Raw genomic sequence first — 13,408 nt, forward strand, 5'->3', positions numbered from 1 at the left:
TCCGTTCGGACACCAACTCCACTCGTTACACCAACTCCACTCCCCTAGCGCGAAACGAAAGCAGCAACGATCACCGACGGGTGGTGGCGCCCTCCCGGGTGCGGTACTGGACGATCGCGATCCCGGCGACGAGCAGCACGGCGGGCACCGCGCTCACCAATGCCGGATACACCAACGCGATTCCCGCGCCCACCAGCAACAACCGTTCGATCGGGCGGGCCGGGCGCACGAGGTATCCGGTGAGCCCTGAGCTGATCGCCAGCATCCCGAGCAGCGCCGTCAACACAACGGGAATCAGCTCGACGACGTTCGTATCCTGGAGCAGCAACGCTGGTTCGACGACGAAGATGAACGGGATGATGAATCCGACGATGGCGATCCGCAGCGCCGTCACGCCGGACTTCAGCGGATTGGCCTGCGCGATCCCCGACCCGGCATAGGCGGCCAGGCACACCGGCGGGGTGATGTCGGCCAGGATGCCGAAGTAGAAGACGAACAGGTGCGCGGCGATGATCGGCACGTCGAACTCGTTGAGCAGAATGGGCGCCGCGATGGTTGCGGTCACGACGTAGTTCGCCGTTGTTGGTAGCCCCATACCCAGCACCAGGCAGGCAAGCATCGTGAAGACCAGCACCAGCGGGAAGTGCCCGAACGCGAGGTCGAGGATGCCACCGGCGAGTTTGCCGCCGAGGCCGGTCGCGGTCACCGTACCGGCGACGATCCCGGCGGTGGCACAGGCCGCGATCACCGGCAGCGCCACCCGTGCCCCGGCCTCCAGCAGCTGCACCACACCCCACCAGGACAGCCTGGTAGACGAGCGGAGGAAACTCAGCGCGAACGCCGTCACGATGCCCCACAGGGCGGCATTGGCCGGGGTGCGCCCGGACAGCAGCAGCCCGACGATGACCACCAGGGGCAGGAGCAGATCCATCCGTACCGCGAGGCTCCGCAACGGCGGCAGCTCGCTCACCGGGGCACCGACGATGCCGCGCCGCTTCGCCTCGAAATGGATCCCCATGAATAGCCCGGTGAAATAGAGCAACGCGGGCACCAGGGCCAGGATGATGATCTCGCTGTAGGGCACGCCGGTGTACTCGGCCATGATGAACGCCGCGGCCCCCATCACCGGCGGCATCAGCTGGCCGCCGGTCGACGCCGACGCCTCGGTGGCGGCGGCGAAGGTTGGCTTGAAGCCGGCCCGTTTCATCATCGGGATGGTGAACGAACCCGACGCGACCGTGTTGGCCACCGAACTGCCGGACACCATACCCTGCGCGGCGCTGGCCACCACGGCGGCTTTGGCCGGGCCACCGGAGTAGCGGCCGGTGGCGCGGTAAGCGAGGTCGTTGAAGAACGATCCGATGTTCGTGCGGACCAGCAACACGCCGAACAGTAGGAACAGGAAGATAAACGTCGACGAGACCTGGATCGGGGTACCGAACACCGAGCGGCTGGTGAAGAAGGTCTCGGTGGCGAACGAGTCCCAGCTGTACCCGCCGTGCGAGAAGATCGGCATGTGCTCGCCGAAGATGCCGTACAGGATCGCCGCCCCGGCAATGATCACGATCGGCAGCCCCACGCAGCGCCGGGTGCCCTCCAGGATCAGCACCACACCGAGCACGGCCACGATGTGGTCGGTGTCGGTGTACCCGAGGATGCGGACCTCCGTGCCGACCAGCCGGGTGTAGTCGACGACGATGTACAGGTTGGCCGCCAGCGCGGCCAGCGCCAGCACGACGTCGTACCACGGCACTCCACGCCGTCCGCTGAGCGTCGCCTTCGCCGGGTAAAGCAGGAACACCAGACCCATGGCCGCGCCCACGTGGATGGCGCCCTGCACGAGCGTGGGCCGGGCCCCGTAGAGGGCCGTGTAGAGCTGGAAGACGGTCAGGGCGATGGCCAGCGGTGCGACCACCCAGGCCCACCACCCGAGATTGGTACGGTACCGGCTGGCCGTGTCGTGCTGGCGCAGTACTTCCTGCGCCCGTTCAGCAGCCTCCTGCTGGCCTACGGCCTCCCCTTGGCCGGCCGCCGACCCAACCTCCGAACCAGTCGGGTCGTGCACTGTCGTATCGCGTTCGCTCACCATCGCCCTTTCCGCGTCCGCGGATCGCCTGGCTCCGAGCCCCGATCCGGGGCCCGGAGCCAGGCGATCACTCGACTACAGGAGACCCTGCTCCTCGAAGTAGCGCTGAGCGCCGGGGTGCAGGTCGAGGTTCCCCTGGCCCAGCAGCGCGTCATCGAGGTTGATCAGGCCACCCTGGGCTAGCGAGATGTCACCGGAGTGCTCGTAGATGATCTTCGTGATCTCGTACGCCAGATCCGGGCTGACCTGCGTGGTCGACGCGGCTACCCCGGCGAACACGGACACGGTGCTGATGTCCTCGTCGAGGAACGAATACGCGTCGGCCGGGATGGTGTACGCCTCGAAATCGGTCTGCCCGGCGATGTCCTCGGCGATGCTCTGCTCGATCGGGAGCAGCCGGACGTCGTGGGTGGCCGCCAGCTCGTCCAGCGAACCCGCCGGGACACCGAGGATCTCGATCGAGGCGTCCAGGTTGCCGTCTTGCAGCCGGGAACGGGCGTCGCCGAAGCTCTCCTCGAACGCCTCGTAGTCGCCGTCCTCGATGCCGTGGGCACTGAGGATGGCCTGGGCGACGGCCCGGGTGCCGCTACCGGGCGGGCCGACCGAGATCCGCTGACCGGCGAGGTCCTCGATCGATTCGTAGCCGCCGGACTCGAGGGTGATCACCTGGGCCGCCTCGGGGTAGAGCTGTCCGAGCCAGCCGATGTTGTCGAGCTCCAGACCCTCGAACTCCCCCTGGCCGTTGACCGCTTCGATGGCGGTGTTGTTCTGGGTGAGGCCGAGTTGCATCTCACCCTGGAAGATCCGGCCGAGGTTGTCGACGGAGGCGCCGGTCTCGATCGCGTTCACGGTGATGCCGTCGATGTGTTCCTCGAACAGGTTGGCGTATTCGGTGCCGAGCGGGAAGTACACACCCGCCGTGCCGCCGGTGCCGAAGGTCAGGCTGGTGACGAAGTCGCCCTCGTCAACGTCCCCGTCGTCCCCGTCGTCGGCGTCGTCGTCCCCATTGTCGCCGTCATCGGGATCCTGCTCCGTGGCGGCTGTGTCGCCGTCGTCGCTGCTGCCGGCGTCGTCACCGCCACACGCGGCCACGCCGAGTGCGACGACCCCCACCAGGGCGATGGCCCTGGCCGCGCGAATCCTTCTCATCATGCTGTCCTTCCTAGTGTTGGGCAGGTCGTGTCGTTGCAGCCGGACGGCGAGGCGCAGCCGCCGTGTCACCCGATCCGGCTGGTTCCGCTACCGAGGACACCGGTGCGCCGGTAGCCGCCCTCGATCTCGACGGTGACCGTGGTGCGGTCTCCGGCGAGTGGGTCTTTCTCGTCGAGGATCACGACGAACGCGTGTTCCTCGTCCGATCCCGCAGCCACCCCGAGGCCGGTGAGGCTGGCCCAGCCGGGTGCGGTCTGGAGGGTGCCGAGACTCGTCGCTCGGAAGGTGAGGTCGCTGTCTCGATCGGTGACGGTCAGCTGGCCGGTAGTCTCTCCCCCGCGATCCCGTACGTTCAACGCGACCTGGATCGATTCCCACGCCTCCGTCAACGGTGGCGGATCGTCGGGCATCCGCGGCGCCCGTTCTCCCCCGGTGGCGGCGCTCAGATATGACCATTCGGTGACCGCACCGGAGCAGCAGTGCGACGGGCCGACGAGTCCCGAGCCGCCACCAAGCTGGTCGATGTCGTAGGTGGACACCTGGACCTGCCAGTCGGCCGGTTCGGATTCGGCGTCCGGCCACATCTTGCCGAGCAAACGGTGCCCGACCCGCTGGAACAGCACTCGGTACCAGATGTTCTCGTTCACCGGGAACGGCATCGTCTTGCTGTCTTGGGTGAAATAGCCACCGTCGAGGTAACGGCCGATCTGCAGCTGGTTCGGGGTGCCGCTGGCAGATTCCAGCCGGGCCCGAAGGAAATACGTGTTCTCATTCGTGGCGTCACCGGATACCAGCGCACCGAGGTGGAACAACGTCTCGTGCCCCTCCCCGCGGACCCGGCCGTAGAGCTCGACGTCTCCGTCGACCTCGCCGACCGCGTCCCAGGTAAGAGCCCGCCGGCCGGCGGCGGAGTTCATCCGCAGCCGACGCGGGCCGTCCTCGACGGTCCAGCTACCGGTGCGCCATTGTGGGGTCCAACCTGCTGGTGCGGCGCCGGCGGCGTCGTCGGAGAAGTTGGTCGAGAAGACCTGCCCGCCCGGTTCACGACGGTCGACCGGTTCCACCCGTCCGTTCACCGCGGCCCGGCCGCCCTGTGTCGACGCGGGTCGAGTGATCATCCCGCGGGACCGGCGCAGCGACCGGCCGGCCTGGATCCCGGTCAGCTCGCCGCCGCTCAACGCCAGCCGGCCGTTGACGACGACGTGTTCGATGCCTTCGGAGAACTGTCGCGGCTGCTCGAACGTGGACCGGTCGATGACGGTGGCGGGGTCGAAGACGGTGACGTCGGCGGCCATACCAGGAGCGAGCAGCCCACGGTCCACCATCCCGATCATGGTGGCCGGCAGATAGGTCATCTTGAACACGGCTTGCTCCAGGCTCAGCACACCCTCCTCGCGGACGTAGCGGCCGAGCACCCGCGGGAACGTGCCGTAGCTGCGGGAATGTGCCGTCGACGACGTCGTGGCTCCCCCGTCCGAACCCACGGCGGTGGTGGGGTTCAGCAGGATGCGGCGGAAGTCGTCCTCGTCGCCGAAGGTCCAGATACAGGATTCGTTGCCTTCTTCCCGGCGCACCCGCATCACCGCCTCACCCGCGCTGACCGGTGAGTCGTCCCAACGGGTGGCAGCCACCTCGGCCAGGGTCTGGCCGAGCGAGCGGATCCACACGTCTTCCGGCCCAGGGACCCGGCTGTGCAGAAGGTCTTCGATCTCCTGCTCGATCTGCGGCCGCAGCTCGGGGTCGTCGAACCGCTCGAACATCGCCGCCGATCCACCGTCGCGGATCCACTGCGGGATGGTCGCGTTGATTCCGGTCTGGCTACGCAGATACGGGTACACGTCGGCGGCCGCGTAGGTGCCGCGAGCGTTCGCCGCCTCCAGCAACCCGATGGTCTGTTCGGATTTGCCCCAGTTCCCGGGGCCCATGACCTTCATGTGGGTGATCACCGGGGTCAGCCCGGAACTCTCTCCGATCACGACGGTTTCTTCGGTGGCCTCGATGACGTCGTCGTTCTCACTGCGGATGTGGTTGGGGAAGTTGGTCCGCCACGGCCCGGCCGGGGTGCAGACGTCGATCACCTGATCGGTCTGGGCGAAATAGGCCGGTGTGTAGTACAGCCCCGCCGACACTCCCCAGGCGCCGTTCTCCAGGCCGGCTATCACCTGCTTCTGCATCCGGTCGACCTCGTCCGCGCTGGCCCGGCGGTCTTCGCTGCCGACGACGCTGCCCCACACGGCGTTGAAGCCGATATACGCGCCGATGTTGATCGCGAGGCCGTTCTCCTCGATCGACAGCCGCTCCGCGATGCGGATGATCCCGCCGCCGTCGGGGTGCAGGATCTCGGTGGTGACCCCCTGCCGCAGCGAACTCTCCGCGACCGGCAGCGCTGACAGTGCCCCATGCGAGTGCACGTCGATGAACCCCGGGCAGACCACCAAACCACGTGCATCGATATCGGTGCCGGCGCCCGCGCCGGTGAGATCCCCCAGGGCCGCGATGTGACCACCCTTGATCCCGACGTCCGTGACCACCGCGTCCCGGCCCGAGCCGTCGACGACGGTCCCGGACCGAATGATGATGTCGAAGTCCGCATCCGCGGACCCCGTGTTCTGTGCCATGGCCGGGGTGGCGCCCTGAGCGCCGACCGTTGCCGTCACGGCTCCCGCGACGGGCAGGCTCAGGAATCGCCGCCGTCCCAGTTCGAATCGCCGTCGGTTGCTCTCGCTGTTCATGTCCGCTCAGCTCCCTCCGATCCGTGCCGTCTGACGTGCGCGCCCGACCGTCCGCCTCGCCGGGGTTCATGTGATGAAATCAGCGCAGGTGGCTGGGCGGAACGGCTCTTGAGGAGGTATTGAGCATCGGGTGCGGAGGTTAGAGCTTGTTCTCGCGGTAGTACCGCAGAGCGCCGTCGTGCAGGCGGACCGGCTCGGTGAAGATCGCCCGCCGTCGGTCGAGTAGGCCGGCGGCCTCCACGTGGCGGGTGATCGAGGATCGTTCCTCGAAGAGCACCCGTACGGCGTCGTTGACGAGATCCTCCGGCACGTCGGCGGAGGTCACGAGGTAGTTCGGGACCGCCATCGCGGATACGCTGTCGGGGATGCCGTACATCCCTTTGGGTACGACGGCATGCCGGTAGACGCCGCCGTGTGCGGCGTTGACCGGGTCCACGTACTGGTCGACCGGCACCAGCCGGATGGCCTTGCTGGCACCCAGCGACGACATCCCCGGCGTCGGCAGCCCGCCAACCCAGAAGAACGCGTCGAGCTCACCCTGCCGGAACGCGTCGATGGAACCGTCGATGCCGAGCGCGGCGTTGTCGAGCTCGTCCGTCTCCACCCCGGCCGCATACAGCAACCGTTGAGCGATGATCTCGGTGCCGGATCCGGACGCACCCAGTGATACTCGATGACCACGCAGGTCCTGCAGCTCAGTGATCGAGGAATCGGCCGGTACGACGACATGGACGAAGTCGTCGTAGACCCGGGCGACGGCCTCCAACGGCAGCGGTTCGGCGAATGGCGCTCGCCCGATGACCGCGTCCACCGCGGTGTCACCCTGGGTGAAACCCAGCACCGCCGCACCGCTGACCACCCGCTCGATGTTGTCGACCGAACCGTTGGTCTCGGCCACGAGGACGCTGAGCTCCAGTCGCTCCGACATGGCGGCGGCCAGGTGATGTCCGTAGTTGTAGTAGACGCCGGTGGTGCCGCCGCCGGCGATGACGTACTGCTCGTCGGGTTCGGCCGCACCCCGCGAACACGCGGCTATGGCCAACAGCGTGAACAGCGCCGCCGTCAGCGCCCGCGGCAGGGCCCCCGACCGGCTCATCCGGCATCTCCTCCCGCCGGAACCCGCAGCGTGACCACCAGGCCACGATCCGGACCGGGGGTGATCACCAACGTTCCGCCGCACGAGGTCAGGAATTCGGTGGCGATGGCCAGGCCAAGCCCGGAGCCGGGTACGTCCTGATGGCCCGAACTGCGCCAGAACCGCTCGGTGGCGAGTTCGAGATCGGTGGTGGTGAGACCAGGGCCGTCGTCGTGCACGGAGATCTCGGCGAATTCACCGCCGTTGGAGACGGTCACCCCCACCGTGCCTCCCACTGGGGAGAACTTCACCGCGTTGTCGAGGATGGCGTCGAACGCACTCTCGATCATGATCTCGTCAGCCACCCCGAACACCCGCTCACCATCCCGGAGTGCAAGGGTCACCTCCTGCTCGGCCGAGATCGGCTCCCAGGCGCGTAACCTGCGCCGCACCAGGTCCTCTAGATCCACCGGCCCCGCCTCGGGCACCGCTTGCTGCCCCCGAGCGAGAAGCAGCAATGCGTCGAGGATCCGCGCCATCCGCTGCCCTTCCTCCCGCGCCCGATCGGCCTCCTCTGCCCATTCGTCCGGCAGCCCCATCGCGAGATGTTCGATGCGCAGCAAGAGCGCGTTCAGCGGGTTGCGCAGTTCGTGTGAGGCGTTGGACACGAACTCCTGCTGCCGCTGAACCAGGTGTTCGACCTCTTCAGCCATGCTGTTGAACACCGCGATCATGTGCCGCAGCTCCGGTGGGCCGGTGGTATCGGAGATCCGGGCCTCCATGTGGCCCTGCCAGATCTCCTTCATCGCCGAATCGACCCGTCGCACCGGCCGTAGCACCCAGTTGGCCAGCCGGGCGATCAAGAACAAGCTGGCGCCGACGGCGAGTGCACCTCCGAGAGCGAGCAGCAGCCATTGGCGCAATACGTCACGGCTCAAAGACTCCATGTTCGACGAGGTCACGACGACGCCGATCAGGTCGCCGTCGTCGAGCACCGGTTCGGCCAGGACGAGGTCGGCGAACCGCCATGGCAGCACGGTGCGGGGCGCGTCGCCGCGGCGACCGGACAACGCGGTGTGCACCGCATCGATCGCCGCATCGTCGAATGTCGCCGGGGTTATGCCGCTGGTGGCCCACACCTGCCCGTCCCGGTCCAACACGGCCGCGCCGATGCCGTAGACCCGCCGGTAGCGCTCGAGCTCCCCTTCGATCACCAGGGGGTCGTCGGTGCGTAAGGCTTGCCGTGCACTGGTGACGAAATAGCCGGCATCACCGAGCCGGTCGACGAACAGTTCCTGCTGAGCGGCCAGCGAGATACTCCGGCCGTACGCCCCAGCGAGCACAGCGAACAGCGCGATGAGCGGCACGACGAGGATGACGATCAGGCGAGCGCGCACCCATCACCTACCCGCTGGCCAGACGGTACCCCACGCCGCGCACGGTCTCGATCACGTCGTGTTCGCCAAGCTTGCGCCGGATCGAGCCGACATGGACTTCGAGGCTGCGCCCGAGCCCACGCCAGTTGGTCTGCCACACCTCACGCAGGATCCGTTCGCGAGGTAGCGCCACCCCGGGGTGGCGCGCCAGCAGCGCCACGACGTCGAACTCCTTCTTGGTCAACGGCACCGACCGTTTGCCGGCGTACACCAACCGGGACGCGAGGTCGATGTGGACCTCACCCACCCGTACTGGTTCGTCGAGGGCGGTACGCGGCACCTGTGACCGACCGCGCCGGTTGATGGCTTCCAAGCGGGCCAGCAGCTCGCGCACGTCGTACGGTTTGACGAGGTAGTCGTCCGCGCCGACCTCCAGCCCTTGGATGCGGGAACTGAGCTGGGATCGGGCCGTCGTCATCACCACCGGCGCGTCGGTCAGCCGGCGCATCCGGCGGCAGAGGTCGAGCCCGTCGACGTCGGGCAGCCCCAGATCCAGGAGGATCATGTCGGTCTCGGTGTCAAGCTTGTCCAGCGCGTTGGCGCCGTCCTGGGCCCAGGCGGTTTGGTACCCGGCCCGGTTCAGCACGGCCACGAGGGCGCTGGCGACGTGAGCATCATCTTCGACGATCAGCAGACGCACGACGAACCTCCCGACGGTGATAGCAGGCGACCATAGGTCACACCACCCGGCCTGTCGACCTGGCGCCGCACGCGGCCCGGGTCCCGGCACGTTATCAACACGTGCCGGGACCGGACCGCACCGCGTCCGGCTATTCCGCTGGCGGAGTCACCGACGCGGGGTTGGCGCACTCGGCGGGATCGTACAGCGCGACCCCGTCCACCAGGTTGGCTCGTGCGGCACCGTCGAGCAGCAACGGCACTACCGTCATCAGCGGCTGAGCCATAGTGACGAACACGCTGTCCTCGCCCACCTGCTCGGTGACGAGCGGGAACAGCTCCACCGGGCCGGCGATCAGCTCCGCCTGCGCGGCGGTGATCACGTAACCGCAAGGCGGTGGGTCCATCACGTCGCCATCTCCCGGCGGATCGTTGTCGGCTCCGAACAGGTAGAACGGCTCGGACTGGTCGGCGCCGACCTGCTCCTTGTGTAGCGGCGCCGCCGTCACCGCCGCCGCGACCTCCTCCGCACTCTCCCGCTGGAACCGCAGGACACCGTGCATCGTCGCCATCTGTGCGTCCACCCGAGCCAGGTGTGGATCTTGACCGGCGGTCTCGGTCAGCATGCCCAGCCCGTGCCGCAGGCCGATGACGTTGCGGCCGATCATCTCGTTCTCGTCACCCGGCGACCCAGGATTGGGGCCGTAGAGGCCGACGGTGTACCCGGCGTCTTCGGTGTCCGGCCAGACGAAGTCCTCCACCATCTCCTTGGCCAGCTCACGTACGGGTTCGTGAACGTTGAGGTTACGTGGCCAGAGGAGTTCCATGTCCGGGTTGCGGCCGCCGGGACGCTCGTGTGCGTCGACGGTGATGTGTGGCGTGAAGTCCCGCAGCACCCTGGCCATCGCCTGGGCCTCCGGGGTCGTCACGTGCAGATGGTCCCGGTTGGTGTCGACGTCGTCGGCGTTCCGGCGGATGTTCGCCTCCCGGCCGTCCGGGTTGGCCGTCGGGATGACCAGGACGGTGGTCTCTTCGAGCTGGGCGATCAGCTCGGGGTCGTCGGTGAGGGCGAGGTCGCGCAGCATCTGCAGGGCCATCTCCCGTGGCGCCGGCTCGTTCCCGTGCTGGGTGCCGATGATCAGCACGCTGGCTCCGTCGGCGATCTCCGCGTCAGCCGGCGGCGCCGGGTGCCCGAGCCGAACCAGGTGGATCGGGCGGCCCTCCACCGTTTCCCCAACGACGTCGTAGGTCATCCGCTCCGAGGCGGCGTCGACGGCGGCCAGGAATTCGAGCTCCTCATCATGGCCGGTCCACTGGCTTCCGGCCCGCTCTTCGAACCCGGTCAGCAGTGGGTCGGGATCCGGGAGCGGGAACAGGTCGGCGGGTGCGCGTGGTGCGCTGGAGCCGCTGGTGCCGACGCCGTACCACGCCCAGTCGTTGACCGACTCGGCGGTCAGGTGCGCCACACCCACCCGGCCGGCGTGGTGTGCGGAGTCGGACGCCTCGACCAGCCATTCCTCCGGCTCGGCCATACCGTTCGGCCAGATCTTGGCCCGGAGGTTGTCACCCTCGCGTTGCAGCACGACGTGGTACCACGCGCCGACCCCGATGGTGTACGGCAGGTCCGCCTCGGCCAGGTTGGTGAACGAGCCGTTCGTGTAGCGGTTGAGTCTGATGCTTCCGGACCGGCCGTCGAGGTAGTACCCGCTTTCGCTGCCGGCCTCCCCCGTGACGTGGATCGGCAGCTGGAACCGGGTGGCGGTGAACCCATCGGGCAGCTGGACCACGGTGCTGACCTCGACGTCTCCGTCGATCCAGCCGTCGGCGCCGGGCACGTCCCAGGTCAGAGCGCGCCGACCGCCGGCCTCGTCCACCTCGTGACGCAGCCGGGACGGATCGTGCAACACCGTCCACGAACTGTCCCGCCACTGGGCGGACCATCCTTCAGGTGGGGCGCCGGCGTCGTCGCCGGAAAAGTCGGTGAAATGCCGGGTGCCGTCGTCGGCGACGACCAACGCGGCGGTCTCGATGTGTTCGTCCCGGGGGCGGTGCCGGTCGGGGTTCGACCCCGGGGTGAACAGCCGCAGCCGGACGTCGTACTCCCCCGGTTCGGCGGTGCCGGGAACGCTCACCTCGACTGTATTGTCGCCGAGTTCCGCGGTGCCGGAGCCGCTGTCGGCGTCGAAGGTTTCCCAGTCACCACCCGGGGTGGCCCGGTAGTCGACGACGAACGGCCAGGCGCGGTTGCCGGTAAAGGACACGTCGACGACGTCGCCGGCGTCGATGGTGGCCGGATCGGTGCTGGTGGGTGCGGTCAGCTCTATAGCCGGCGTGCCGGCCTGCTGGGGCTGCGCCGACGACGCCACGGTACCCGCGCCCATCAAGAGGGCGCCGACCATGGCAGCGGATACGCCGAGTGCACCGGCCCGCCTGAGCCGGCCCCTGTGGAGCCGGGCACTCGCGGGCGGACCCGCGGCGCTCGTCATGCTGGTCGTGCTCATCGAACCTCCTCATCGCGGCGTCTATGCCGCTGGGGGGCAGAAGCGTGGGACCACGCAACCAGTCCTGGCTACCTCGGTGAACCGGTATTGAGCAGATTCTGAGGTTTTGAGCATTTAGAACCCGCGCGAGTTTGGAAGTCGGCGGGGCTCGCGTGCCCGGGCATGTCAGCTGATCGGCATTACCAACGTTGCTCATCAGTCGACGCACAAACCCAGCGCGCTTCCTTCTTCCGCCTCCTTCCGCCTCGCTATCCAGGTGCCCGACCCCACCCCTAGCCGGTGCCCTAATCGCGGGACCTCTTAGCTTGGCGCTAAGCCTCTGTCGGCTTGTTCGGCTGACTGGTGGGTGGTCTCGCGGCGTGCCGTGAGCGAGGCCGCGGGCGTCGAACACGAAGACAACGAAGTTAGACCTACCTGACGTGACCGCTTGTGTCACCGCTTGTTGTGGCGATAAAGTCGAACACATGAACGAGCAGGCGATGGGTGGTCCCACGGCAGTGGAAGACCGGGACACGGTGGCTGGTGAGGTCGCGGTGATGGTGTCCCGGCTGGCCGAACTGTCCACCATCGTTGAAGACGACGCCGCCCGTATCGATGTGTTGGCTGGGTTGGAGCGGTTGAAAGCCGCCGCCGCGGCAGCGCAGTACGAGGTGATGGTGCGCTTCGCCGAGTCTCAGCGGGCGGCCCGGCGTGGGATGGGATTTGCTGAGCGGCACGCCACCCGTGGGGTGCCGGAACAGATCGGGCTGGCCACCAGGACCTCACCCTCGGCCGCAGCGCGTCAGCTGGGCCGGGCCCGGGCGTTGGCCTGTCACCTCCCGGGTACCTTCGCCCTGCTACGCACCGGTGAGATCTCTGAGTTCGCTGCGACGTTCGTGGTGAATGAGACCTCCCATCTCGCCCCGGAGCAGCGGCGTCAGGTTGATGCCTGCCTAGCCGGTGAGATCACCGGGATCGGGCCGCAGCGGGTTCAACGGTTGGCCCGGCGCTACGCCATCGAAGCCGATCCGGCCGCCGCGGTCACCCGGGCTTCCCGAGCGCGCAAAGACCGCCGGGTCGGGGTGCGCCCGGCGCCGGACACGATGACCGTGTTCTCCGCACTGCTGCCCTGCGAACAAGGGGTCGCCGCCTACGCCGCGTTGCGTCGCCACGCCGACGCGGTGATCGCTGCCGGTGGTGATTCCCGCACGCGGGCTCAGGTCATGGCCGACACCCTCGTCGAACGGCTCACCGGGCAGGCCACCGCCGACGCGGTATCCGCCGAGATCGGGCTGGTCATGACCGACACCTCGCTGCTCGGCGGTGATGGTGCGGCGGCCGATCTGCTCGGGTCCGGACCCATCCCCGCCGACACCGCCCGAGACATCACCCGCCGCGCCGAGGATGGCGACGACGAGCGGCGGGCCCGGGTCTTCCTACGACGGTTGTTCACCGACCCGGCCACCGGGGTCGTGGTCGATTGTGACCCTAAACGGCGCCGGTTCGACGGCACCCTCGCCCGGCTGCTCACCTACCGCGACGGCGGCACCTGCCGCGACCCCTACTGCGACGCACCCATCCGGCACTTCGACCACATCCACCCCTACACCCACAGCGGGCCCACCACCCCGGCCAACGGGCGAGGAACCTGCGCCCGTGGTAATTACGTCAAACAACAGCCCGGATGGACCATCCGGCTCGTCGACCCGTACCGGCACACCGTGGAAACCACCACACCCACCGGACACCGATACACCTCACACCCCCCGCCTGCTCCAGGGCACCGGGTCGGCGCCCAACCCCGCGCCGCCTAGAAGCGTAGCCCTGAC

8 protein-coding genes are annotated in these 13,408 nt (G+C 68.1%); 1 reads left to right on the forward strand and 7 read right to left on the reverse strand.

All coding sequences use genetic code 11. From position 1 onward, the window contains the following. Positions 1–70: 70 nt before the first annotated feature. The 7 genes from G8760_RS10310 to G8760_RS10340 form a co-directional block, all read right to left on the reverse strand. On the reverse strand, positions 71–2,089 hold the full coding sequence (locus G8760_RS10310) for a TRAP transporter permease (protein WP_166350546.1): 2,019 nt from the start codon (positions 2,087–2,089) through the stop codon (positions 71–73). A gap of 72 nt (positions 2,090–2,161) precedes the next feature. After that, positions 2,162–3,235 (reverse strand): TAXI family TRAP transporter solute-binding subunit, encoded by a 1,074-nt coding sequence (locus tag G8760_RS10315; RefSeq protein ID WP_166350548.1) that lies wholly within the window; start codon positions 3,233–3,235, stop codon positions 2,162–2,164. 68 nt (positions 3,236–3,303) lie between these two features. Continuing rightward, complete coding sequence (locus G8760_RS10320) at positions 3,304–5,970, reverse strand: N-acyl-D-amino-acid deacylase family protein (RefSeq protein WP_166350550.1); 2,667 nt, start codon at positions 5,968–5,970, stop codon at positions 3,304–3,306. Positions 5,971–6,109: 139 nt separating this feature from the next. Further along, positions 6,110–7,066: a TAXI family TRAP transporter solute-binding subunit gene (locus G8760_RS10325; RefSeq protein ID WP_166350552.1), complete on the reverse strand. Its 957-nt coding sequence runs from the start codon at positions 7,064–7,066 to the stop codon at positions 6,110–6,112. Then, complete coding sequence (locus G8760_RS10330; RefSeq protein ID WP_166350554.1) at positions 7,063–8,442, reverse strand: sensor histidine kinase; 1,380 nt, start codon at positions 8,440–8,442, stop codon at positions 7,063–7,065. The genes G8760_RS10325 and G8760_RS10330 overlap by 4 nt, the downstream gene beginning before the upstream one ends. Before the next feature lie 7 nt (positions 8,443–8,449). Beyond that, a complete protein-coding gene (locus G8760_RS10335; protein WP_166350556.1) occupies positions 8,450–9,121 on the reverse strand; it encodes a response regulator transcription factor in 672 nt (223 codons plus the stop codon). 130 nt (positions 9,122–9,251) lie between these two features. Further along, entirely contained in the window at positions 9,252–11,600 is a 2,349-nt protein-coding gene (locus G8760_RS10340; protein WP_166350558.1) for a M14 family metallopeptidase, read from the reverse strand. Positions 11,601–12,064: 464 nt separating this feature from the next. On the opposite strand from G8760_RS10340, the gene G8760_RS10345 reads away from it, so the two are divergent. Next, complete coding sequence (locus tag G8760_RS10345; RefSeq protein ID WP_166350560.1) at positions 12,065–13,393, forward strand: HNH endonuclease; 1,329 nt, start codon at positions 12,065–12,067, stop codon at positions 13,391–13,393. Positions 13,394–13,408: the final 15 nt, after the last annotated feature.

The sequence above is a fragment of the Phytoactinopolyspora limicola genome, assembly GCF_011320225.1.
Classification (GTDB): Bacteria; Actinomycetota; Actinomycetes; order Jiangellales; family Jiangellaceae; genus Phytoactinopolyspora; species Phytoactinopolyspora limicola.

Bases quoted from the DNA above. Each gene is read 5' to 3' on its own strand.
- G8760_RS10310 (WP_166350546.1), bottom strand. From the start codon at position 2,089: ATGGTGAGCGAACGCGATACGACAGTGCACGACCCGACTGGTTCGGAG.
- G8760_RS10315 (WP_166350548.1), bottom strand. From the start codon at position 3,235: ATGAGAAGGATTCGCGCGGCCAGGGCCATCGCCCTGGTGGGGGTCGTC.
- G8760_RS10320 (WP_166350550.1), bottom strand. From the start codon at position 5,970: ATGAACAGCGAGAGCAACCGACGGCGATTCGAACTGGGACGGCGGCGA.
- G8760_RS10325 (WP_166350552.1), bottom strand. From the start codon at position 7,066: ATGAGCCGGTCGGGGGCCCTGCCGCGGGCGCTGACGGCGGCGCTGTTC.
- G8760_RS10340 (WP_166350558.1), bottom strand. From the start codon at position 11,600: ATGAGCACGACCAGCATGACGAGCGCCGCGGGTCCGCCCGCGAGTGCC.
- G8760_RS10345 (WP_166350560.1), top strand. From the start codon at position 12,065: ATGAACGAGCAGGCGATGGGTGGTCCCACGGCAGTGGAAGACCGGGAC.